Source organism: Actinosynnema sp. NPDC050801 (genome assembly GCF_040673975.1).
In the GTDB taxonomy this organism is placed as follows: Bacteria; Actinomycetota; Actinomycetes; order Mycobacteriales; family Pseudonocardiaceae; genus Actinosynnema.
This window is the reverse complement of record NZ_JBFAQZ010000005.1, coordinates 463,921-485,551: the sequence shown is the minus strand read 5'-3', so window position 1 is coordinate 485,551 and position 21,631 is coordinate 463,921. Positions and strand designations below refer to the sequence as shown.

The following is a 21,631-nucleotide window of genomic DNA, read 5'->3' as shown; positions in this document are numbered from 1 at the left end:
ACGGGTCATCGCGAGCTGGGAAGCGGGCCTCGCCGACCCGTGACGGCGGTGGTCGACGCGCCGCCGACCACCGCCTCCCACGCGGATCAGCCGCCCGAAGGCCCGGTCCAACCCCCCGGGACGTGCCCGAGGCGCACCCGCTGCGGGTGGTCGCCGACCGGCACCGAGACCACCTTGCGGCCGGTGGCGAAGTCGATCGCGGTCACCTGGTCGGACCCGCTCTCCGAGATCACGCAACTGCGCCCGTCACCGCTCACGGTCGCCCAGTACGGCTTGGACGCCGGCACGAGCGGCCCCTCGCGCAGGCTCGCCCGGTCGACGACCACCGCGTAGTCGTCCATGGTCCCCGCGACGCACAACTTGTCGCCCGCCGGGCTCATCGACATGCCGTGGTGGCGCGAGTCGTTGACCCAGGTCGTGCGGTCCTCGCTCGTGCCGGGGTTCTTGGGCAGCTCCTTGACCCGCGTGACGCGGTCCGCGGCGACGTCGTACTCCACCAACCCGTTGAAGAACGACACCTGGAAGTACAGCTTCGACCCGTCGGGCGTGAACGCCACGGGCCGCACCGAGTCCGACAGGTCCGACCGGCCGAACGCGTCCAACCGCGCCCGCATGTCGATCACCTCGACCTGCCGGAACGTCGTCGTGTCGACCACGGTGATGCGGCGGTCGCCCTTGGTGAAGTCGAACGCCGGGTCGTCCAGCGCGGTGTTGACCTCGCCGATCGACATGTTCCACAGGTACCGGCCGCCGTCGGTGAACACGTTCTCGTGCGGCTTGTCGCCGGTCGCGAACGAACCGACCTGACGGCCGCTCTCGATGTCGAGCACGTGCACCGTGTTGGACGTGGAAGCGGACACCGCCACCCGGCGCCCGTCGGGCGAGACGGCCATGTGGTCGGAGCGGAAACCCGACACCGGGAAGCGCCAGTTCACCCGACCGGTGGCCAGGTCGATGGACACCACGTCGGCGAAGCTCGGCCGTGACGCGACCACGGCACGGCCGTCGGGCGTGGTGTACATGTCGTCGACGAACTGGTCGTGACCCTCGCCGGGACCCGACCGGATGCCGAGGAAGAACGCGAGCTTGATCGGGTTCAGGTAGATCTCCCACAGCCGCTCCGAGCGGTCCGGGATGATGTTCACCCGGCCGATCCGCGCGAAATCGCCACCGGACGCGATCACGTCGGCCGTGCCGTCCCAGTTGTTGCCGACGAACATGACCTCGCGCAGCGCCACGCCCGCCGGTGGGGCGGCGGCCGCGGCCGGTGCGGCGGTGGCGACCAGGGCGCAGGTGGCCAGGACGCCGAGCAGCCGCGCAGGACCGACGCGCTTCCGCCCCTTCGAAACGGATTTCTTGTCCACGAGAGCTCCAAACCGGATGCGGAATTGTCACATCCGTGCAGGGTTCGATTCGGCCACGCCAATCCGGCGAACTCGCGGGCCACCGGGTCCGACCGGACTGTTACCGTTCAGTAGGCAATAGATACCGGCTCGCGCCGCGCACGCGGTAGGGGCCGATGCCCAACGAGCCGCGTGCTCGTTATGCCACTGCCACAACGTCGCGGCGGGAGGAGGGCCGGTGTCGGCGGCACACGACCGGGGTCGCCTGCTCGGACAGGTGCTCAGGACCATGGCGACCGATCGCGACGTGGTCGACGCACTGGTCCGCGCCGCCCGCGGCCAGTCGCCCGAGGTGGCCCGGCTGCCGGAAGCGGAGAACCGCCGCCACGTCGAGGTCCTGCTGGCCACCGGGCTCGACTTCTTCGAGCGGTCCGCGGAGCCCGCGGCCCGGGACTTCGAGGCCGCCGAGTCGTTGGGCGCGGACCGCGCGGCCCAGGGCATCTCCATCGACGGCCTGCTGCGCGGCGTCCAGGCGGGCCGCACCCTGGCGATGCGGATCGCCATCGCGCGCAGCCGTGACGCGGGCGTGCCCGACGAGGCGCTCCTGGAGGGGATGATCGACCTCGACCGCTACACCGGGGCCCTCGAACGGCACGTCATCAACGGCTACCACACCGCCGAACTCGCACTGTCCCGCACGAACCGGGATGCCGACACCCACCTGCTGCGGCGGTTGCTCCTGCACGGCGACGGCGCGCCACCCCAACCCGAGGAGTTGCGGCGCGCGGGCCTGTCGTCCGACGAGCCGTACCACTGCTTGGTCTCCGACGTGGCGCAACCCGACCAGGCCCGTGCGCTGGAACAGCGCCTGCGCCGGCACGGCGGCGTCTACGGGCTGGTCGAGGGACGCCTGACCGGGCTGTCCGCCCGACCTCCGACCCCCGCCGACCTCGCGCCGGACGTCCTGCTCGTGGCCGCGCCCGCCACCGGGCTCGCGCTCATGCGCGACGTCCACCCGTTGTGCGTGGCGGCACTGCGGATCGCCGGCCGGGCCGGTACGCGCGGCCTGCGCGACCTCACCGACCTGTCCGGCGAGGTCGCGCTGGCCGCCCAACCGGTGCTCGCCGACCTGCTGCGCGGCACGCTCGCCGGGCTCGACCACGACGACGACTTCCACCGCGAACTGGTCGGCACCGCCCTGGTCTACCTCGACCACGGCCAACGCCTCGGCCACGCCGCCGCCGCGCTGCACGTGCACCCCAACACGGTCCGGTACCGGCTCGACCGGTTGGCCGAGGTCACCGGCACGCCGTGGGACGACAACGCCGACGCCCCCACCGTCCTGGGCACCCTGCGCCACTGGTGGGCGTTGCGGGCCTGGCTCGACCACCGGCCGCACCGGTGACATTCAGTCAACACTGAAGCTATAGAAGTGGTAGAGCCCAATCGGGCGGTGAGGGCGGTGAGGGCGGCGCTCGACCCGGTCGGTCCACAGAGGACACATCCTGGTGGACAGCTCAGCGCAGCTGGTCGCGCAACGTGCGGGCGACGTGAGCCATCAGCGCTTCCGCCCCCGGCTGCACGACGGCGGGCACCCGGGACTCGGTGAGCGCGGCGACGGCGAACGCCTGGCCGTCGGCGTGCTCGACCACCCCGACCTCGTGCCGGAGGTTGAGCAGCGTGCCGGTCTTGGACGACCAGCGGGACGCGTCCGAGCTGAAGTCGGGCGCGAGCCGGTGGCGCAACGCGTTGTCCCCCATCAGTTCCCGGACCCGCGCGGCGACCGCGGGCCGGATCGTCGTCGGTCGCCACAGGCCTTGGAGCAGGTCGACGAACGCGCGGGCGGAACCGGCGTTCGCACGGCTGATGTCCAGCTGGGTCACCGGGTGCCCACGTCCCTCGGTGGCCGCCGCGATGGCCAGCGAGTGGGCGAGGTGGCCCTCCGCCGGGGTGAACCGCTCGGCGGGCGTGTCGACGAGGTCGCGCATGAGGTGGCGGACCGCGATGCCGGCGCAGCCGAGCCGGCGCAGCTCGGCGGCGACGGCCGCGGGCGGGGTCAGCGCGAACAGGGCGTCCGCGGCGGTGCTGTCGCTGATGGCGATGCTCAGGTAGAGCAGGTCGTCCACGGCGATCGTGGCGGGGTGGCGGAACTTGGGCAGCCCGATCGGACCCCGCGCGGCGACCCGGTCGGGCGGCACGACGACCGGGGTCGAGGCGTCGAGCTCACCGCGCTCGACGCGTTCCAGCGTGGCGACCGCGAGCGGCACCTTCACCAGCGACGCGACCGGGTACTCCACGTCCGCGTCGATCCCGAGCTCCTCGCCGGTGTCCAGGTCGCGCACGAGGAACGAGCCGCGCAGACCGGCGTCGTCCAGCGCTTCCCGCGCGTCGCGCAGAACCTTGGTCGTGCCCGTCCTCACGACTCACCACCGCCCAGGCACCGGCCGATCGCGGCGGGCGGGAGGGCCCGGATCCGGTCGGCGTCCTCGCGCAGCCCGGCCGCGACGTCGTAGCCGCGGGCCAGGTCCAGCTCGCCGATCGGCCGCCAGTGCAGGCCGAGTTCGTCGGCCTGGCGCGGTGAGCAGAGCAGGAGGTCGGTCGAGCCGAGCACCTCGGCCGCGGCGGCGACCAGCGAGGCCGCCACGACCACCTGGGCCGGTTGCAGGCCGACGGCGTCACGCAGCCGGGTGACGCGGTCGCGGACGTGCGGCACGTCGTCCTCCGGCTGGATCCGGATCCGTCGTCGGCGGGCGTCGCGGTCGGCCCGGCCCGCGCGCAGGGTCTCCACGTAGACCGCCGAGCCGGTGCCCGGGTCGGCGTGAGCGGCCAGGCCCAGCGGCACCCGCCACGCCCCCTCGTCCGGCGGCACGGCGACCAGCGCGGCCCGCACGTCCAGGGTCCGGGCCAGCTCGACCCGGTCGACCGGTCCGGCCGGGCGCGGGTCGAGGTCGATGTCGTGGCGGCGGGCGTCGGAGACGAGCCGGGCCAGTGGGCGCGGTGCGCAGATCTCGGGCACGGCCAGCCGGAACGGGCGCAGCTTGGCGCGCTCGGCGTCGTGCTCCATCGCCTCGGCGAGCTCGACCAGCCGCCGCGCCGACACCAGCATCTCCCGGCCGAACGGCGTCAGCGCCACGCTGCGGGACGTGCGGGTGAACAGCCGGGCACCGAAGTGCTTCTCCAACGCCGCGATGCGCCTGCTGGCCACGGACTGCGGTATCCGCGCGGCGGCCGCGCCGACGGTGAAGCTGCCGTGCCCGCTGACGGCCACGAACGCCTTGCACGCCTCGACCACGTCCACCGGCACGACTATGCCAGATCGGCATCAATCGACGTGTCAGTGTCTTGGACAGCATCCGCGGTCGCCTGTGAAGCTCACTCCCGTGACACCGCCGTACCGAACCATCAGCCGTCGCGCGTTCCTCGGCGCGGCCGCGCTCCTCCCGCTGGCGGGCTGCGCCCAGGAGCCGGAGGCGGCGCCCGCGCCGTCGTCCGAACCGGTCGTCACGACCACTCCCCCCGCGTCTCCTCCGCCCGCGTCGCACGATCGCCTGATCGAGTTGGAACGGAAGTTCGACGCGCGACTGGGCGTGTACGCGGTGGCCACCGGCACCGGCGCCACCATCGCGCACCGGGCGGACGAGCGGTTCGCGTTCTGCTCGACGTTCAAGGGGTTGGCGGCCGCGGCGGTGCTGCACCGCAACCCGCTGTCCCACTTGGACACCGTCGTGCGGTACACCGAGAATGACCTGATGGCGAGCTCGGAGATCACGAGGCAGCACGTGGCGACAGGCATGACGATCCGGCAGGTGTGCGACGCGGCGGTCCGCCACAGCGACGGCACGGCGGGCAACCTGCTGCTGCGCGAGCTCGGCGGCCCGGCCGGGCTGACCGCGTACGCGCGCGGCCTCGGCGACACCGTCACGCGGTCGGACCGGGTCGAGCCGGACCTCACCACCGCCGTGCCCGACGACCTCCGCGACACGACCTCGCCCCGCGCCATCGGCACCGACTACCGGCAGATCGTGCTCGGCGACGCCCTGGCGCCCGAGAAGCGCGCCTTCCTGCGTGACCTGCTCGAACGCAACGCCACCCGGGCGGGCACCCGGCGCGTCCGGGCCGGCGTGCCGCAGGGGTGGACCGTGGCCGACAAGACCGGCACCGGCGACTACGGCACGGTCAACGACATCGCCGTCGTGTGGCCCCCGGACGCCGCGCCGCTGGTGCTGTCGATCATGTCCAGCAAGGCCGCCGCGGACGCCGAGTACGACCAGGCGCTGCTCGCCGAGGCCGCCGCGTACGTCGTGGAGACCCTGACCTGATGCGACGCACCGTGATCGGCGTGCTGGTGGCCCTGCTGCTGGCGGTCGCCTCGGCCGGGGCGCTGGGCGCGACGGGCCGGCTGGTCCTGGTCCACGACCCCGTCACCGGACGGCCGGTGGCGATCGTCGAGGAGGTGCCGGGTCCGGAGACCGGGCCGCCCTGTCCGCTGGACGGTCGGTACGCGGACGAGCCGCCCGACGGCCTGCGCCCCGACGTGCTGGCGGCGTGGCAGCGGCTCGGCGCCGCCGCGGGCGGGCAGGGCGTCGGCCTGTGCCTGAACGACGGCAAGCGCAGCACCGGCCAGCAGCGGCGGGAGTTCGAGGACGCCGTGCGGCGGTTCGGCACCGAGGAGCTGGCCGCGCGGTACGTCCTGCCGCCGGAGAAGTCGATGCACGTCAAGGGGATCGCGGTGGACGTGCAACCGCTGGAGTCGGCGGCCTGGGTGCAGCGGCACGGACCCGCGCTGGGCTGGTGCCGCCGTTACCTCAACGAGGAGTGGCACTTCGAGTACGACCCGGGCTACGCCACCGCGGGCTGCCCGGTGATGCTGCCCAGCGCCAACGGCGGCTGAGCGCTCAGGTCCACGGGATCGTCGCCTGGAGCACCGCTTCGGTCAGCGACTCCGTGCGCAGGCGCGTCACCTGCTGGTACTCCGGGTCGGCGACCATGCGGCCGAACGCGGCGCGGTCGGGGTAGCGGACGACCACCACCGCGTCCCAGCTCTGCCCGTCCTCGGCGGCCAGCACGGTGGAGCCGGTGCCGGCGTAGACGATCTCGGCGCCGTAGCGGGGCAGGAACGTCTCGCGCAGCCGGCGCGCATACTCCTCGTACGACGCCAGGCCGCCCTCGGCGAACCGCAGCAGGTTGAGCATGACCACCGGCCCGCCCGGGTCGTCGGCCAGCAGTCGCTTCAGGTCGGCACCTCGTGGGTCGATTGCCATGCCCGACAGCATGGCCGCACGTGATCACGTCCGCATCGGTGGGTCCACCGGTCGCCAGCCGTGCCGGCCGGATGACCACCTCGACGTCACCCGGCCGCGGTAGGGCGGCGATCCCGCCACCGGGGCACCCGGAGGGATGGCCGTTGTTTGCCGGTCGGCGCGGGTGGCACCCGTACTGCACCTGAACGGCGGGGCGAACACCCGGCGGAGGAGGCGACGATGACCGAGGGTGGTTGGGCTTACGACGGCGAGCCCGTCACGCTGTCACCCGATACCGTGACGCTGGTCCACGGGACCTCGTTCTGCGTGTGCGGCAGCGACGGCGACGTGAACGGCGCCGCCGCCCAGGGCGTGTTCTTCCAGGACACCAGGATCCTCTCCGGCTGGGCGTTGCGGGTGGACGGCAGAGGCGTCGAGCACATCACCACGATCACCCGCGACCCGTTCCGGATGACGTTCGTCGGCCGCGGGCGGTCCCGGGCGCACGGCGCCGAGAGCACCCTGCTCGTGCGGCGCGAGCGGTACGTCGGCACGGGCATGCGCGAGGACATCACGCTGCGCAACTTCGGCCGGGACACCGTCGAGCACGTCGTCACCGTCCACGTCGAAGCCGACTTCGCCGACCTGTTCGAGGTCAAGGAAGGCCGGGTCCGCGAACGCGGCAGGCCCGACTCCGACGTCCAACCGGACGAGCTGCTCCTGACCCGGGGTCTGGACGGGCAGAGCCGCGGCGTGCAGGTGCGGGCGGACGGCGCCGACTACTCGCCGTCCACGCTCACCTTCCGCGCCGTCGTCCCGCCGAAGGGCGAGTGGTCGACGCGCGTGACCGTGCAACCGGTCGTGGACGGCCAGGCGACCGAGCCGATGTTCCCGCGCGAGCGGCCGATCGACGAGTCGGTGCCGGTCCAGCGCGCCCGGCGGTGGCGCGAGGTCGCGCCCGTGCTGAGGTACTCGGGCAAGCCGTCGTTGGCCGTGACGCTGCAACGCAGCAGGCAGGACCTGGGCGCGCTGCGGATTTTCGACCCGGAACGCCCCTCGGACACCGCGGTCGCCGCCGGCGCGCCGTGGTTCATGACGCTGTTCGGCCGCGACTCGATCCTGGCCTCGCTGATGTCGCTGCCCATCGACCCCACCCTGGCGCTCGGCACGGCGCGGACCCTGGCCCACCACCAGGGCACGCGGGTCGAGCCCGACAGCGAGGAGGAGCCGGGGCGCATCCTGCACGAGATGCGGTTCGGCGCGGACGCGTCGCTGGCGCTGGGCGGCAGCAACGTCTACTACGGCACCGCCGACGCCACCCCGTTGTTCGTGATGCTGCTGGGCGAGCTGTCCCGGTGGGGCATCGACCGGGACCAGGTCGAGGCGCTGCTCCCGCACGTGGACCGCGCGCTGGAGTGGATCGAGCACTACGGCGACCGGGACGGCGACGGGTTCGTGGAGTACCAGCGCGCGACCGAGCGCGGACTGGCCAACCAGGGCTGGAAGGACTCCTGGGACGGGGTGAACTTCGCCGACGGCCGGATCGCGCGCGGCCCGATCGCGCTGTGCGAGGTGCAGGGTTACGTCTACAACGCCTACCTGGCACGGGCCTGCATGTGCGAGGACTTCGAGGACCTGGCCGGCGCGAGGCGCTGGCGCGACCGCGCGGCGGAGTTCAAGGCGCGGTTCAACGAGCGCTTCTGGCTGCCCGACCGCGGTCACTACGCGATCGCCCTGGACGGCGACAAGCAGCCGGTGGACGCGCTCTCCTCCAACATCGGCCACTGCCTGTGGAGCGGGATCGTGGACGACGACAAGGCCGAGCAGGTCGCGGAGGCGTTGCTCGCACCCGGGATGTTCACCGGCTGGGGCGTGCGGACGCTCGCGTCCGGCATGGGCGCGTACAACCCGATGAGCTACCACAACGGATCGGTGTGGCCGCACGACAACGCCCTCATCGCGCACGGGCTCATGCGGTACGGCTTCGTGGAGCACGCGCAGCGGGTGGCGTCCGCGGTCATGGACGCGGCCGAGGCGTTCGGCGGCAGGCTGCCCGAGCTGCTGTGCGGCTTCGACCGCGCCGAGTACCCGGAACCTATCCCCTACCCGACGTCGTGCTCGCCCCAGGCCTGGGCGTCGGCGACCCCCGTGCACCTGCTGCGCGTGTTGCTGCGGGTGGAGCCGTACGCGCCGCGGCGCAAGGTGTGGCTGGCCCCCGTGCTGCCCGAGTCGTTCCAGCCGCTCGCCCTCGACGGCATACCGCTGCTGGGCGCCCGCGTCGACCTGGAGGTCGACGGCGCCGACGTGCGGGTGACCGGTCTGCCCGACGACGTCGAGCTGGTCCGCGAGCCTGCGGGCGTGCACCCCGGGTTGGACAGGGGGCGGGACCGGTGAACCCGTTGCGCATCGCCATGATCGCCCCGCCCTGGATGGAACTGCCGCCGTCGGCTTACGGCGGTATCGAGTCGATGTGCGCCGACCTGGTCGACCGGTTGGTCGCCCGCGGCAACCACGTCGTCCTCGTCGGCGTCGGCCGCAACGGCACGGCCGCCGAGTTCCGGTCCACCTCGGACCGACCCGAGGGCGACCTGCTCGGCCAGAGCGTGCCGGACGTGGTGCACGCGGCCGCGCTGCCCGCCATCCTGGCCGAGCTGGACGTGGACGTGGTGCACGACCACAGCTTCGCCGGACCGCTGCTGGCCCGCGGCCGTCCGACGCCCACCGTGGTCACCGCGCACGGGCCGGTGACCGGCGACCTGGGCCGCTACTACCGGCGCCTGAACGGCAGCGTGCACCTCGTGGCCATCTCCGACGCGCAGCGGCGGCAGGCACCGGACCTCGACTGGGCGGGCACCGTGCACAACGCGATCGCGGTCGACCAGGTCCCGTTCCGGCGGGACAAGGAGGACTTCGCGCTGTTCCTCGGCCGGGCCGCGCCGTGCAAGGGGATCCCCGAGGCGATCGCCGCCGCGGCACGGGCGGGCATCCGCCTGCTCATCGCGGCCAAGTGCCGTCAGCCCGACGAGCACGAGTACTTCGACCGCGAGGTCAAGCCGCTGCTCGGGCCCGGCGTCGAGTGGCTCGGCGAGGTCGACCGCGAGGAGAAGCTGGCGCTGCTGGGCGCCGCCCGGTGCCTGCTGTTCCCGATTCGCTGGGACGAGCCGTTCGGGATGGTGATGGTCGAGGCGATGGCGTGCGGCACCCCGGTGGTCGCCAGCCGCCGCGGTTCCGTCCCGGAGGTGGTCGCGCACGGGGAGACCGGTTTCGTGTGCGACGACCACGAGTCGCTGGTCGCCGCGTTGCGCCGGGTGGACGAGCTGTCACCCGACCGGTGCCGCGCCGAGGTGGTCGGGCGGTTCGACGTCGACCTGATGACCGCCCGGTACGAGGACGTCTACTGCGAGGCCGTCGGCGGGCGTCGGCACGTGGCCGCGAAACCGCCCGCGGTCCGGGGCGGAACGGGTCTCCGACGCGGACTCGTCCCGGAAACGGCAACAGGAGTTGTCGACCTCGGCAGCTGAGGCGGAACCTGGCGCCATGACCGAGAACAACGCGGCGGCGGTGACCCGGGTCGGGCCACCGCCCCGCCACCACCTGGCCCTCATGATCTGGCTGGCCGTCTTCCCCACCCTGACCGTGCTGCAACTGCTGCTCGGCGACCTCCTGGACGGCGCGCCGACCGTCGTGCGGACCCTGGTCCTGGCGACGGTCGCGGTGCCGATCGTCATCTACGGGCTCATGCCTCCGCTGCAACGACTCCGCGCGCACCTGCTCGCACGGCGGTCGTGAGGGTCACCGGAGCCATGACAGCACCTCCTCGATGAACCGGTCGCGACCGCGCTCGGGCCGGTCCAGGTGGACGAAGTGCGTCGCGCCGTCCAGGCGCACCGCCCGCACGTCCCGCGCCCGGGCCAGGTCGGCGACCAGCGTGGTCACGTCGCCCTCGCGGGACCAGAAGTCGTGCTCGCCGCGCAGGACCAGCGTCCGGGCGGTGATCGTGCCCGCGTGCCAGAGCCGCCGGCCGGTCGCGAGGAGGAAGCTGTCCTTCATCGCGCCGGTCGGCGCGCGCAGGCTCGGCGGCTCGCGGTCGGCCGACGTGGGGTCGCTCGCCAGCGCCTGCTCGACGTACGCCGCCGCCACGCGCGGATCGCGCCACCGCGCCTTGTCGTCCACGGGGATGCCGGCGTCCCAACCGCCGAGCAGACCCGGTCCGGTCGAGAGCCGGTAGGCGCCGTGCCGGGCGTCGTCGAACTCGCCCGGCCGCGCCGGGTTCTCGTAGTCCGAGCCGCGGCCGAGCACCGGGTGGCCGTCGAGCGCGCCGTACAAGCTGTTGTGCACCACCAGCCGCTCGACGCGGTCCGGGTGCTCGCTCGCGTACCAGGCGGCCCAGTGCCCGCCGGTCGCCCAGCCGACGAGGTCGACCCGGTCGTGGCGGGTCGTCGCGCGCAGCCGGTCCACGACCGACGCGATGTCGCGCACCACCTGCTCCCCCGTGACGGCCGGCGGGTTGGCCGACGCGGGCGCGTCGAGCGCCGCGGGGCGGTCGGACGCGCCGTAGCCGCGTGCGTCCACGATGAACACCCGGTGGCCCTCCCGCGCGAGGTCCGCGGCGAGCGACCCGCCGGGCACGGGCAGGTCGAACGACGCGATGCCGGGCACTCGGGCGCCGTGCAGCAGCAGCACCGGCCGGCCGTTCGGCGACCGGTCCGGGCGCACCTCGCGGACGCCCAGGTGCCCACCGTCACCGGGCACCCGCCAATCCTTGCGCGACACCGGGTCCGAGGGCGCCGCCTGCGCGACGGTCGCGAGCGTGGGGTTCGTCTTCACCATGCGGTCAGGGTGCCGTCGGACCGGCCACCTAGTCTGATCGTGTACCGGATCAGTGGTAATTGATTCGAGGGCGGTATGGATCTCAAGCACCTGCGGGCGGCCGTCGCGGTCGCCGACCACCTGCACTTCGGCCGGGCTGCCGCCGCGCTCGGCATCGCGCAGCCGCCGCTGAGCCAGACCGTCCGGGCGCTGGAGCACGAACTCGGCGTGGAGCTGTTCCACCGCGACACCCGCAACGTCCACGTCACGCGGGCGGGCGAGGTGTTCGTCGCCGAGGCGCGCGCCGCGCTGTCCATGGTGGACGGCGCCGCCCGCAGGGCGCGTGCGGCCGGACGGGGCGAGGAGGGCTCGCTGGCCATCGGCATGGTCGGCTCGTCGGTGCTGCACCCGCTGCCGATGATCATCCGCGAGTTCCGGGCGCGCTACCCGGCCGTCACCCTGTCCTTCACCGTGCTGCCCACCGTGCCGCAGGTCGAGCAGCTGCGCACGGCCGCGCTGGACGTGGGCCTGCTCCGGCCGCCGCTGCCCGGACCGGCCGACGACCTGGAGCTGGTGCCGGTGTCGCGGGAGCCGCTGGTCGCCGTGGTGCCGAACGACCACCGGCTGGCCCGGCGGCGCCGGGTGCACGTCCGCTCGCTCGCGGGCGAGCCGTTCGTGCTGTTCCCGCGCCACCTCGGCCCCGGCCTGCACGACGAGATCACCGCCCTGTGCCGACGCGGCGGGTTCACCCCCGAGGTCGTGCAGGAGGCCGTGCAGGTGCCGACGATCATCGGCCTGGTCGCGGCCGGTTGCGGGGTGGCCATCGTGCCGGGGTCCTCCGCCGCGCAGGCCCGGCCGGAGGTCGCGTTCGTGCCGCTGAACCCGACGGTGCGGCTGGTGGACCTGGCGATCGCGCTGCCCGTGGCGAGGCGTTCGGTGGTCGCCGCCAACTTCACCGCACTGGCCCGGGGCCTCACCAGGGTGCGCTGACGGTGGCCGGGCCGCGTCCGGCCCGGCCACCGATCGGTCAGAGCAGCGAGACCGCCTTGTCCAGGGCCGGGTCACGACCGGCGGACAGGTCGGCCGCCGTCGTCGGGACGTGGTGGTCCGGCGCGACGCCGATGGTGTTCACGACCTCCTTGTTCGCAGCGACCTCGTGCAGCTTGGGCAGCATCAGCCCGGTGCCGTTGTCCAGCAGGTACCCCTGCCCCGGGCCGGACACGGCACCGGCGGTGCGCGTGCCGACCAGCGTGCCGAGCTTGAGGTCCTTGACCGCGCTGGAGAACGAGTCGCACGCCGACGCGCAGCGGCGGTCGGTCAGCGCGACGAACGGCACGTTCAGCAGTTCGACCGAGTCGTCGGTCCGGTTGGGCGTGCAGCGGTCCTTGACGTCGCACCAGTAGCTGGTGGTCTTGCCGTGGACGAGCGCGCCGAGCAGCTTGGCGACCGCCTCCGGGCTGCCGCCGCCGTTGCCCCGCAGGTCCAGGACCACGCCTCGCAGCTCGGTGCCCGCACGCAGCTTCGCGATCGCGGCGAGCACCTCGTCGGCCAACGGCGGCGCGAAGCCCGGCAGCGTGACGTAGGCGATGTCCCCGTCCACGAGCCGGGACTGGACGCTCGGCCGCGTCGACGAGAACGGGGCGGCGGTCGCGGTGGCGGTGAACGTCTCGCCGGTGACCGGGCGGCGCGCGGTGAGCTGCACCGTCGAGCCGACTTGACCGTCGGTGAGCCACGACAGCACGGCCGTGTTGAGGATCCCGTTCACGAACACCGGCACGCCGTTGATCGCCACGACCTCGTCACCCAGCTTGAGACCGGCGGCCTCGGCCGGTCCGCCCGCGATGATCCGGTTGACGTGGGCGGGCTCGGCGGCCACCGGGTCGATGTCGCCGGGACCCACCGTCACCGAGAGGTCGAACCCGTAGAGGTTCGGCACGAACTTCGTCAGCCACCGGGCGTGGTTGTCGCCCAGCGCGTCCACCATGGACCGGATGGCCGCCGCGGCGATGGCCGCCCGGGTGTCGTCGTCCGGCATGGCGTCGGCGATCCGCCGGTAGACCTTGCCGAACGCGGACCAGTCGGCGTCCTTGCGGCCGGTGAGCGCGGGCAGCGTGGCGTCGGACCGGTCGAGGCCGCGGCGTTGCAGCTCCTGCGTGAGCGCGGCGAACGCGGGCACGAGCAGCGTGCGGCTGTCGAGCACCGGTCCGCTGTAGTAGTTGTCGAAGATGCAGTAGTACGCCTGGCCGACCGTGGTGAGCGTGGCCGGCTTCGGCGTCGGCGGCGGCTGTTCGGGAGTGGGCCGGGCGCAGGCGGGAGGCCGTTCGGCGCCCGCGGACGAGGTGCCGACCCCCAGGCCGACGAGTGCGGCGGTGACGGCGAGCAGCGCCGTCGCGGTGGCGAGCGGACGCCATCTGATTCTCACGAGGATTCCCCTTGGTGTAGCCGGTTCTGGCAAGGCGAGTTCTACGCGGGGAGGAGTTTCGGGAGGGTTTCACCGCCGATGAGACCTCGGCGAAACCGGGGGCCGCCGATACTGGTGCGCATGCGCGTGCTGGTGGTCGAGGACGACGAGGAAATGGCGCTGACGGTCGCGACGGGGCTGCGCCGGGCGCACATGGCCGTCGACGTCGCGTTCGACGGCACCGACGGGCTGGAACGCGCGCTGTGCACCGATTACGACGTGATCGTGCTGGACCGCGACCTGCCCGGGACGCACGGCGACGACGTGTGCGCGGCGCTGATCGCGGCCGGCTGCCGGGGCCGGGTCCTGATGCTGACCGCGGCGGCCACGACCGACGACCTGGTCGACGGGCTCGGCCTCGGCGCGGACGACTACCTGCCCAAGCCGTTCGACTTCCGCGCGCTCGTGGCGCGGATCGGTGCGCTGGCGCGGCGGGCGCACCCGGCCGTGCCGCCGGTGCTGCGCCACGGTGACCTGGTGGTCGACACCGCACGCCGCCGGGTCGCGCGCGGTGACCGGCCGCTGGACCTCGCGCCGAAGGAGTTCGGCGTGCTGGAGGTGCTGCTGGCCGCGGCGGGCCGGGCGGTGTCGGCGGAGGAGTTGCTGGAACGGGTGTGGGACGAGGCGACCGACCCGTTCACCAACGCGGTGAAGATCACCGTCAGCCGGCTGCGCGCCAAGCTCGGCGACCCGCCGGTGGTGGAGACCGTGGCCCGCAGCGGGTACCGGATCTGATGGGCGCGCGCACCCGGCTCGCCGCGCGCCTGCGGCCGCGCCGGACCGTGCGGCTGCGGCTGACCCTGCTCTACGGCGGGCTCTTCCTGCTCTGCGGCGCGGCGCTGCTGACCGCCACCTTCTTCCTGGTGCGGCACGCGGTGACGCCGATGGACGACGTGACGCTGTTCCGGTACCCCGGCACGGCCGCGGAGCCCCCTCCGCCGCGCGGCCCGCGCCTGCCACCCGACAGCACGGCGGGGCGGATCGTCGCGGAGGCCGAGCGGGCGCTGATGCAGCAGCGGCTCGACGTGCTGCGCCAGCTGCTGGTCCAGTCCGGGGTCGCGCTCGGCATGACGATGGTGGTCGCGCTCGCGCTGGGCTGGTGGGTGGCGGGCCGCGTCCTGCGCAGGCTGCGCACGATCACCGCGGCGGCGCGGCAGATCTCGGCGACCAACCTGCACCGGCGCCTGGCCCTGACCGGGCCGGACGACGAGCTCAAGGAGCTGGGTGACACGTTCGACGAGCTGCTGGGCCGGTTGGAGGCGTCGTTCGAGGCGCAGCGCCGGTTCGTCGCGAACGCCTCGCACGAGCTGCGCACGCCGTTGGCCCGGCAGCGCGCGATCGGACAGGTGGCGCTGGACGACCCGGACGCGACCGCGGCGGCCCTGCGCGCGGCGCACGAACGCGTGCTCGCGGCGGGCGCGCAGCAGGAACGGCTGATCGAGGCCATGCTCACGCTGGCCCGCGGTCAGGCGGGCCTCGACGTGCGCCACCCGTTCGACCTCGGCGAGGTGGTCACCGAGGTCGTCGACGTCCGCCGCCCGCCGGAGGTGGAGCTGCGGGCGTCGGTCGAGTCGAGCGTGGTGTCCGGGCACCGGGCGCTGGCCGAGCGGCTGGTGGTGAACCTGGTGGACAACGCGATCCGGCACAACGTGCCCGGCGGGTGGGTCGAGGTGTCGTGCGACCGCGGTGTGCTGACCGTGGTCAACACCGGTCCGGTCGTGCCGGCGGACGAGGTGCGGCGCCTCTTCCAGCCGTTCCACCGGCTGCGGCCGGCCCGGACGGGGCCGGGACTGGGGTTGGGGCTGTCGATCGTGCACGCCATCGCGACCGCGCACGACGCGGTCGTCGACGTGACGCCGAGACCGGACGGCGGCCTGGCCGTCACGGTCGCGTTCGCCGGGACGGCCTGAGCCCAAGAGCCGACTGCCGGGTGACCCGAGCCGGCCCTCCACGGTGGACGGGCCGGCGGGTGCCTGCCTCAGGTCAGTCGTCGATCCAGTTGTACTTGCGCGCCATCCCGACCAGGTTCCGGCGCACGTTCAGGATCTGCTCGGCCGTCATGCCCGGAGCCGCGGCCAGCAGCGTCTCGGTGACCTCCTGCAGGTACCGCTTGGTCGACACGACCTCGCAGAAGACGTCGCTGCCGTTGGGCTCGTCGCCCGAGTGGTAGGCCGACGTCCGCGCGGGCGCTTCCCGCACCAGGCTCACCCGGGAGGCCTTGGGACCCCGGTCGCCCATCTCCACCAGGAACTCGACCAGCGCGCCGGGCGCCATGAGCCGCTTGTCGAAGTCGATGTCGTTGACGTGGATGAACACGTCCTCGCCACCCTCGTCCGGCGACACGAACCCGTACCCGCGGACCTCGTCGAACCGGACGACCTTGCCCTTGACCACCACCGCAAACCCCTTACCAGCAGCACGCGCCGCGACACGCGACGACATCACCACGATCCTATCCCGTCCGCCACCCGGGCAGCGGCACCGCGAAACCGGTCAGCCGGTCTTGCGGCCGACACCCGCGAACGTGGACGTCCGCTTCGGGTCGTCGTCCTCGTCGCCGGCGTCCGGGCGCCACTCGGTCAGGTAGACCACGCCGGGGTCGAGCAGCTCCACGCACGCGAACAGGTCGGCGATCTCGGCCCGGGTGCGCATCGCGAAGTCGGTCACCCGGCTCCGGAACTGCTCGGTCGCCTCCTCCGCCTTGTCCGCCCCACCTTCCAGGCTGGCGTGCGAGAAGGCGACGTAGCTGCCCGGCACCACCGCGTCCAGGTACCGGCGGATGATCTCGGCGGGCCGGTCCGAGTCCGGCACGAAGTGCAGCACCGCGAACATCAGCACACCGACCGGGCGGGTGAGGTCCAGCATCCGCCGCGTCTCGGGGTGGTTCAGGATGTCGTGCGGCCTGCGCATGTCGCCCTGCACCGCCGTGGCGTTGTCGCTCTCGCCGAGGATGGCCGCGCTGTGCGCGACCGCGACCGGGTCGACGTCCACGTAGACGATCCGGCAGTCGGGGTTCACGGCCCACGCGACCTCGTGCACGTTGCCGACCGTGGGGATGCCCGACCCGAGGTCGAGGAACTGGGTGACGCCCTGGTCGACCAGGTGGCGCACCGCGCGGCGCAGGAACGCCCGGTTGGCCCGCAGGATCCGCGGCAGGTCCGGCATCACGGCGGCGATGCGCTCCGCCGCCTCGCGGTCGACCTGGAAGTTGTGCGCGCCGCCCAGGTGCACGTCGTAGACCCGCGCCGGGCTCGGTCGCGACAGGTCGATATCGGGGCCGACCCAGGCCGGTCTCTCCACGCGTCCCCCCTCAAGGTCCACCACTGACCGTGCTCGCGCGCACGCTACAACGACCACGTGGGCCGGGGACGGGGCGACACCCACCCCGAACGAACGTCAAATCTTCACAACACACCCGGCCAGGTGGAGAATCCTTGGCGAACACTCGACGCTGCGGAGGAGTCCCCCATGCCCGGATCACGGTCGTTCGCGCTCGTCCTGGCCGCCGCGGTGTTCGCCGCGGTGCCCGCCGCCGACCTGGTGACACCCGCGTCGGCGCAGGCGGACGACGCGCTCACCCGGGACCTCGCGGCGATCATCACCGGTCCGAGCCTCGACGGGGCGGACGTGGGGCTGGTGGTCCGCCACGCCGAGACCGGCGCCGTGGTGTTCGCCAGCGAGGGCGACCGGCGCGGCCAACCGGCGTCCAACGGCAAGCTCCTCAGCTCCGCCGCGGCGCTGGAGGTCCTGGGCCCCGACCACCGGTTCCGCACGACCGTGTCCGCGGCGGGCCGCGTGCGCGCCGGGGTGCTGGCGGGTGACCTGCACCTGCGGGGCACCGGCGACCCGACCGTGCTCGCCGCCGACTACGACGCGCTGGCCGCCCGGGTCGCGGGCAGCGGCATCAGGGTGGTCCACGGCAGGCTGGTCGCCGACGACACCTGGTTCGACTCCGTGCGGCTGGGCACCGGGTGGGCCTGGGACGACGAGCCGTACTACTACAACGCCCAGATCTCGGCGCTGACCGTCTCGCCGGACACCGACTACGACGCCGGAACGGTCATCGTGCGGGTCGCCCCCGCGGCGCCGGGCCAGCCCGCGACGGTCACCACCGAGCCGCCGACGAGTTACGTCACGATCGCCAACACCGCCGTCACCGGCCCGCCCGGCTCGGCGTCGAGCGTGTCCGTCGAACGGCGGCACGGCACCAACGTGATCGACGTGCGGGGCGCGGTCCCGGCCGGTGGCGCCGTCGAGAGCGAGTGGAGCACGGTCTGGGAACCGACCGGGCTGGTCACCTCGCTGTTCCACGACGCGCTCGCCCGGCACGGGGTCCACGTCCTCGGCGGCACGGCCGCGGGCGCGACCCCGGCGGACGCACGGGTCCTCGGCGAGCACCTGTCGATGCCGCTGTCACGGCTGCTGGCGCCGTTCCTCAAGCTCAGCAACAACATGCACGCCGAGATCCTTGTGAAGACAGCCGGCCGGGCCGTCTTCGACGAGGGCAGCTGGAGCGCGGGCCTGCGGGCGATGTCGGCGACGCTCGGCGGGTTGGGCGTCGACCCGGCGGCGCTGACGCTGCGGGACGGTTCGGGCCTGTCCAGGATGGACCAGGTGGCGCCGGACCAGCTGGCCGCGCTGCTGCTCGCGGCCAAGCGCAAGCCCTGGTTCCGGACCTGGTACGAGGCGCTGCCCGTGGCCGGCGTCGGTGACCGGGCCGTCGGCGGCACGCTGCGCAACCGGATGCGCGGCACGCCGGCCGAGGGCAACGTCCGGGCCAAGACCGGCACCCTGACCGGCGTCAGCGCCCTGTCCGGTTACGTGACCACGGCCGACGGCACCCCGCTGGTGTTCGCCATGATCAGCAACAACACGCTCACCTCCGCGAAACCGGTCGAGGACGCCGTCGCCGTGCGGTTGGCGGGCCACCGCGACGGGCAGGCCGCGCCCGCGGTCACGATCGCCGCGGATCCGGCCGGCGACCAGCGCGCCGAGGTGGAGTGCAGCTGGACCAAGTCCTGCTGACCCCCGGCCGCGCCTCGGGGTCGGACCGGGGGTGATCCCGGGGGTCTACCGGATCATGGGAGCCGCGCGGGGCGGAAGGCTCTGCGGCATGACGAGAACCTTCCGCCGCGCCGCGGTCGCGGCACTGGCGAGCACCGCGCTGATCGGCCTCGCCGCGGCGGTGCCGCAGACCGCCGCCGCGCAACCCGGTCCGGTGCCGCCGCGGACCGCCGCGGCGCAGCCCGAGCCGGTGCCCGCGTTCGACTTCGCCGACTGCCCCGCGATCCCCGCCGGCGCCGACCCCGCGCGGTGGCGCTGCGAGGTGTTGGTGTCCAGCGGCTCCATCAGGTTCGGCAACCTCGGCGAGCAGGGCACCGGCGCGATGCGGCTCACGTTCGCCGAGGGACAGCTGGACGGGAAGTTCGCGCAGGTCTTCGGCGCGCTGCGGGCCGAGCCGACCCGCGTGCCGGGCGGCCTGCTCGGCGTGCCCGGCCGCAACCCGCTGCTGCGCACGGACCTGCGCATCGAGTACGCCGGGTTCGCCGACTTCCTCTCCGACGGCGACCGGATGGGCGTGCAGCACCTGAAGCTCCGCGTGCTCAACGACCTGCTGCCGGGCAGCTGCACGATCGGCGACGACGCGGACCCGCTCGTGTTCCGACCCATCCGGACCAGCGGACCCGACCGGATCTCCGCCGACCCGCCGGTGCTCAGGTTCACCATCGAGGACAACGCGTTCGCCGTCCCCGCCACGCACGGCTGCGGCGGTCTGGGCCGGTTGGTGGACAAGCGGTTCGGCCTGCCCTCCCCCTCCGGCGCGAACTCGATGAAGCTCACCACGCTGGTCGGGCTGAAGAGCTACACCGAGCTCTGACGGCCGCCTCGGCCCCGACCGACCGCGCCGGCCGGTCGGGGCCGGGCACGGACGTGATGCACCTGACCGGGGGATCCGAGCCGGTCCACGAGCCCGAGGCGGATCCGCCGCGCCGAGTTCGACTAGGTTTCCTGCCATGAACGAGACCCCGGACATCAAGCCGCGTAGCCGCGACGTCACCGACGGCCTGGAGAGCACCGCCGCGCGAGGGATGCTGCGGGCGGTCGGGATGGGTGACGACGACTGGGTCAAGCCCCAGATCGGTGTCGCCTCGTCGTGGAACGAGATCACGCCGTGCAACCTGCCGTTGGACCGGCTCGCGAAGGCGAGCAAGGACGGCGTGCACGCGGCGGGCGGTTACCCGCTGGAGTTCGGCACGATCTCGGTGTCCGACGGCATCTCGATGGGCCACGAGGGCATGCACTTCTCCCTGGTGTCGCGCGAGGTGATCGCGGACAGCGTGGAGACCGTCATGCAGGCCGAGCGGCTGGACGGGTCCGTGCTGCTCGCGGGCTGCGACAAGTCCCTGCCCGGCATGCTGATGGCCGCCGCCCGGCTCGACCTGGCCAGCGTGTTCCTCTACGCGGGCTCGATCCTGCCCGGTCGGGTGACGTTGACCGACGGCAGCGAGCGCGAGGTGACCATCATCGACGCGTTCGAGGCGGTCGGCGCGTGCTCCCGCGGCCTGATGAGCCGCGAGGACGTCGACCTCATCGAACGGGCCATCTGCCCCGGTGAGGGCGCGTGCGGCGGCATGTACACGGCGAACACGATGGCGAGCGCGGCGGAGGCGCTGGGCATGTCGCTGCCCGGCAGCGCGGCGCCGCCCGCCACGGACCGGCGGCGCGACGGGTTCGCCCGCAAGTCCGGCCAGGCCGTGGTCGAGATGCTGCGCCGGGGCATCACCGCGCGGCAGATCATGACGCGTGAGGCGTTCGAGAACGCGATCGCCGTGGTGATGGCGTTCGGCGGCTCCACCAACGCGGTGCTGCACCTGCTGGCCATCGCGCACGAGGCCGAGGTCGAGCTGAGCCTGGACGACTTCACCCGGATCGGCGCGAAGGTGCCGCACCTGGCCGACGTCAAGCCGTTCGGCAGGCACGTGATGACCGACGTCGACCGCATCGGCGGCGTGCCCGTGGTGATGAAGGCGCTGCTGGACGCGGGCCTGCTGCACGGCGACTGCCTGACCGTCACCGGCCGCACGGTCGCGGAGAACCTGGCCGACATCGCGCCGCCCGACCCCGACGGCACCGTGCTGCGGGCGATGAGCGAGCCGATCCACCGCACCGGCGGCATCACCATCCTGCGCGGGTCGCTCGCGCCCGACGGCGCGGTGGTGAAGTCCGCCGGGTTCGACTCGGACGTGTTCACCGGCACCGCCCGCGTGTTCGACCGCGAGCGCGCGGCGATGGACGCGCTGGAGGCAGGCACGATCACCGCGGGCGACGTGGTGGTCATCCGCTACGAGGGCCCGAAGGGCGGGCCGGGCATGCGGGAGATGCTCGCCGTCACCGCGGCGATCAAGGGCGCGGGCCTGGGCAAGGACGTGCTGCTGCTCACCGACGGCCGGTTCTCCGGCGGCACGACCGGCCTGTGCGTCGGCCACGTCGCGCCGGAGGCGGTGGACGGCGGGCCGATCGCGTTCATCCGCGACGGCGACCAGATCACGCTCGACGTCGCCAACGGCAGGCTGGACGTCGCGGTGGACGACGCCGAGCTGGCCGCCCGCCGCGAGGGCTGGGCGCCGCTGCCCGCCCGGTACCAGCGGGGCGTGCTGGCGAAGTACGCCAAGCTCGTCGGCTCGGCCTCCGTCGGCGCGGTCTGCGGGTAGTCGGACGAGCGGTGCCCGGCCCCGGTCGGGGTCGGGCACCGCACCTGTCCCACGGCGTCTGGCTCG

At 73.5% G+C, this 21,631-nt stretch carries 20 protein-coding genes; 12 read left to right on the top strand and 8 right to left on the bottom strand.

Annotated elements, in window-relative coordinates:
* Positions 1 to 86: 86 nt before the first annotated feature.
* Positions 87 to 1,364, bottom strand: a complete 1,278-nt coding sequence (locus AB0K14_RS14925; RefSeq protein ID WP_360460783.1) for a YncE family protein — start codon at positions 1,362 to 1,364, stop codon at positions 87 to 89.
* Positions 1,365 to 1,581: 217 nt separating this feature from the next.
* Here AB0K14_RS14925 and AB0K14_RS14920 point away from each other — a divergent pair, with 217 nt between their 5' ends.
* Positions 1,582 to 2,748 (top strand): helix-turn-helix domain-containing protein, encoded by a 1,167-nt coding sequence (locus tag AB0K14_RS14920; protein WP_360460785.1) that lies wholly within the window; start codon positions 1,582 to 1,584, stop codon positions 2,746 to 2,748.
* Between the two features lie 112 nt (positions 2,749 to 2,860).
* Here AB0K14_RS14920 and AB0K14_RS14915 read toward each other — a convergent pair whose 3' ends face one another.
* Both AB0K14_RS14915 and AB0K14_RS14910 read right to left on the bottom strand, forming a co-directional pair.
* Positions 2,861 to 3,763 carry a serine hydrolase gene (locus AB0K14_RS14915; RefSeq protein ID WP_360460788.1) on the bottom strand — a complete coding sequence of 301 codons (903 nt, stop codon included), beginning with the start codon at positions 3,761 to 3,763 and terminating at the stop codon, positions 2,861 to 2,863.
* Positions 3,760 to 4,641: a LysR family transcriptional regulator gene (locus AB0K14_RS14910; protein WP_360460791.1), complete on the bottom strand. Its 882-nt coding sequence runs from the start codon at positions 4,639 to 4,641 to the stop codon at positions 3,760 to 3,762. The genes AB0K14_RS14915 and AB0K14_RS14910 overlap by 4 nt, the downstream gene beginning before the upstream one ends.
* Before the next feature lie 82 nt (positions 4,642 to 4,723).
* Here AB0K14_RS14910 and bla point away from each other — a divergent pair, with 82 nt between their 5' ends.
* Positions 4,724 to 5,662 (top strand): class A beta-lactamase, encoded by a 939-nt coding sequence (gene bla, locus AB0K14_RS14905; RefSeq protein WP_360460794.1) that lies wholly within the window; start codon positions 4,724 to 4,726, stop codon positions 5,660 to 5,662.
* The gene (locus AB0K14_RS14900) at positions 5,662 to 6,234 is read left to right on the top strand and encodes a D-alanyl-D-alanine carboxypeptidase family protein (protein WP_360460797.1); all 573 of its coding nucleotides are present in this window, start codon (positions 5,662 to 5,664) and stop codon (positions 6,232 to 6,234) included. Before bla ends, AB0K14_RS14900 begins: the two co-directional genes overlap by 1 nt.
* Before the next feature lie 4 nt (positions 6,235 to 6,238).
* On the opposite strand, the gene AB0K14_RS14895 is transcribed toward AB0K14_RS14900, so the two are convergent.
* On the bottom strand, positions 6,239 to 6,604 hold the full coding sequence (locus AB0K14_RS14895; RefSeq protein ID WP_360460799.1) for a DUF1330 domain-containing protein: 366 nt from the start codon (positions 6,602 to 6,604) through the stop codon (positions 6,239 to 6,241).
* 219 nt (positions 6,605 to 6,823) lie between these two features.
* Here AB0K14_RS14895 and AB0K14_RS14890 point away from each other — a divergent pair, with 219 nt between their 5' ends.
* The 3 genes from AB0K14_RS14890 to AB0K14_RS14880 are packed head-to-tail and all read left to right on the top strand — an operon-like array spanning position 6,824 to position 10,372.
* Positions 6,824 to 8,977, top strand: coding sequence for a glycogen debranching N-terminal domain-containing protein (locus tag AB0K14_RS14890; protein ID WP_360460802.1), 2,154 nt, complete (start codon positions 6,824 to 6,826; stop codon positions 8,975 to 8,977).
* Positions 8,974 to 10,104, top strand: a complete 1,131-nt coding sequence (locus AB0K14_RS14885) for a glycosyltransferase family 4 protein (RefSeq protein ID WP_360460805.1) — start codon at positions 8,974 to 8,976, stop codon at positions 10,102 to 10,104. Before AB0K14_RS14890 ends, AB0K14_RS14885 begins: the two co-directional genes overlap by 4 nt.
* A gap of 16 nt (positions 10,105 to 10,120) precedes the next feature.
* The gene (locus AB0K14_RS14880; protein WP_360460807.1) at positions 10,121 to 10,372 is read left to right on the top strand and encodes a hypothetical protein; all 252 of its coding nucleotides are present in this window, start codon (positions 10,121 to 10,123) and stop codon (positions 10,370 to 10,372) included.
* A gap of 3 nt (positions 10,373 to 10,375) precedes the next feature.
* On the opposite strand, the gene AB0K14_RS14875 is transcribed toward AB0K14_RS14880, so the two are convergent.
* A complete protein-coding gene (locus AB0K14_RS14875; protein WP_360460810.1) occupies positions 10,376 to 11,413 on the bottom strand; it encodes an alpha/beta fold hydrolase in 1,038 nt (345 codons plus the stop codon).
* Between the two features lie 75 nt (positions 11,414 to 11,488).
* Here AB0K14_RS14875 and AB0K14_RS14870 point away from each other — a divergent pair, with 75 nt between their 5' ends.
* Positions 11,489 to 12,382, top strand: coding sequence for a LysR family transcriptional regulator (locus tag AB0K14_RS14870; RefSeq protein ID WP_360460813.1), 894 nt, complete (start codon positions 11,489 to 11,491; stop codon positions 12,380 to 12,382).
* A gap of 37 nt (positions 12,383 to 12,419) precedes the next feature.
* On the opposite strand, the gene AB0K14_RS14865 is transcribed toward AB0K14_RS14870, so the two are convergent.
* Positions 12,420 to 13,814: a S41 family peptidase gene (locus AB0K14_RS14865; RefSeq protein ID WP_360460816.1), complete on the bottom strand. Its 1,395-nt coding sequence runs from the start codon at positions 13,812 to 13,814 to the stop codon at positions 12,420 to 12,422.
* A 120-nt stretch (positions 13,815 to 13,934) separates the two neighbouring features.
* Between AB0K14_RS14865 and AB0K14_RS14860 the strand changes: the two genes are divergently transcribed.
* Both AB0K14_RS14860 and AB0K14_RS14855 read left to right on the top strand, forming a co-directional pair.
* Positions 13,935 to 14,588 (top strand): response regulator transcription factor, encoded by a 654-nt coding sequence (locus tag AB0K14_RS14860; RefSeq protein WP_360460818.1) that lies wholly within the window; start codon positions 13,935 to 13,937, stop codon positions 14,586 to 14,588.
* Positions 14,588 to 15,763: an ATP-binding protein gene (locus AB0K14_RS14855; RefSeq protein ID WP_360460821.1), complete on the top strand. Its 1,176-nt coding sequence runs from the start codon at positions 14,588 to 14,590 to the stop codon at positions 15,761 to 15,763. The genes AB0K14_RS14860 and AB0K14_RS14855 overlap by 1 nt, the downstream gene beginning before the upstream one ends.
* 73 nt (positions 15,764 to 15,836) lie before the next feature.
* On the opposite strand, the gene AB0K14_RS14850 is transcribed toward AB0K14_RS14855, so the two are convergent.
* Positions 15,837 to 16,295: a cold shock domain-containing protein gene (locus tag AB0K14_RS14850; RefSeq protein WP_360460824.1), complete on the bottom strand. Its 459-nt coding sequence runs from the start codon at positions 16,293 to 16,295 to the stop codon at positions 15,837 to 15,839.
* 51 nt (positions 16,296 to 16,346) lie between these two features.
* Positions 16,347 to 17,153, bottom strand: a complete 807-nt coding sequence (locus AB0K14_RS14845) for an SAM-dependent methyltransferase (protein WP_360460827.1) — start codon at positions 17,151 to 17,153, stop codon at positions 16,347 to 16,349.
* Between the two features lie 168 nt (positions 17,154 to 17,321).
* Between AB0K14_RS14845 and dacB the strand changes: the two genes are divergently transcribed.
* From dacB to ilvD, 3 genes are all read left to right on the top strand, one after another.
* Positions 17,322 to 18,878, top strand: coding sequence for a D-alanyl-D-alanine carboxypeptidase/D-alanyl-D-alanine-endopeptidase (dacB, locus tag AB0K14_RS14840; RefSeq protein ID WP_360460830.1), 1,557 nt, complete (start codon positions 17,322 to 17,324; stop codon positions 18,876 to 18,878).
* A gap of 88 nt (positions 18,879 to 18,966) precedes the next feature.
* Positions 18,967 to 19,731 carry a hypothetical protein gene (locus tag AB0K14_RS14835; protein ID WP_360460833.1) on the top strand — a complete coding sequence of 255 codons (765 nt, stop codon included), beginning with the start codon at positions 18,967 to 18,969 and terminating at the stop codon, positions 19,729 to 19,731.
* Positions 19,732 to 19,867: 136 nt separating this feature from the next.
* On the top strand, positions 19,868 to 21,565 hold the full coding sequence (ilvD, locus tag AB0K14_RS14830; protein WP_360460836.1) for a dihydroxy-acid dehydratase: 1,698 nt from the start codon (positions 19,868 to 19,870) through the stop codon (positions 21,563 to 21,565).
* Positions 21,566 to 21,631: the final 66 nt, after the last annotated feature.

What these genes read in the sequence shown, in the direction of transcription:
- AB0K14_RS14900 (WP_360460797.1), top strand. Translation starts at nt 5,662, where the DNA reads ATGCGACGCACCGTGATCGGCGTGCTGGTGGCCCTGCTGCTGGCGGTC.
- AB0K14_RS14895 (WP_360460799.1), bottom strand. Translation starts at nt 6,604, where the DNA reads ATGGCAATCGACCCACGAGGTGCCGACCTGAAGCGACTGCTGGCCGAC.
- AB0K14_RS14890 (WP_360460802.1), top strand. Translation starts at nt 6,824, where the DNA reads ATGACCGAGGGTGGTTGGGCTTACGACGGCGAGCCCGTCACGCTGTCA.
- AB0K14_RS14880 (WP_360460807.1), top strand. Translation starts at nt 10,121, where the DNA reads ATGACCGAGAACAACGCGGCGGCGGTGACCCGGGTCGGGCCACCGCCC.
- AB0K14_RS14875 (WP_360460810.1), bottom strand. Translation starts at nt 11,413, where the DNA reads ATGGTGAAGACGAACCCCACGCTCGCGACCGTCGCGCAGGCGGCGCCC.
- AB0K14_RS14870 (WP_360460813.1), top strand. Translation starts at nt 11,489, where the DNA reads ATGGATCTCAAGCACCTGCGGGCGGCCGTCGCGGTCGCCGACCACCTG.
- AB0K14_RS14860 (WP_360460818.1), top strand. Translation starts at nt 13,935, where the DNA reads ATGCGCGTGCTGGTGGTCGAGGACGACGAGGAAATGGCGCTGACGGTC.
- AB0K14_RS14855 (WP_360460821.1), top strand. Translation starts at nt 14,588, where the DNA reads ATGGGCGCGCGCACCCGGCTCGCCGCGCGCCTGCGGCCGCGCCGGACC.
- AB0K14_RS14850 (WP_360460824.1), bottom strand. Translation starts at nt 16,295, where the DNA reads ATGTCGTCGCGTGTCGCGGCGCGTGCTGCTGGTAAGGGGTTTGCGGTG.
- dacB (WP_360460830.1), top strand. Translation starts at nt 17,322, where the DNA reads ATGCCCGGATCACGGTCGTTCGCGCTCGTCCTGGCCGCCGCGGTGTTC.
- AB0K14_RS14835 (WP_360460833.1), top strand. Translation starts at nt 18,967, where the DNA reads ATGACGAGAACCTTCCGCCGCGCCGCGGTCGCGGCACTGGCGAGCACC.
- ilvD (WP_360460836.1), top strand. Translation starts at nt 19,868, where the DNA reads ATGAACGAGACCCCGGACATCAAGCCGCGTAGCCGCGACGTCACCGAC.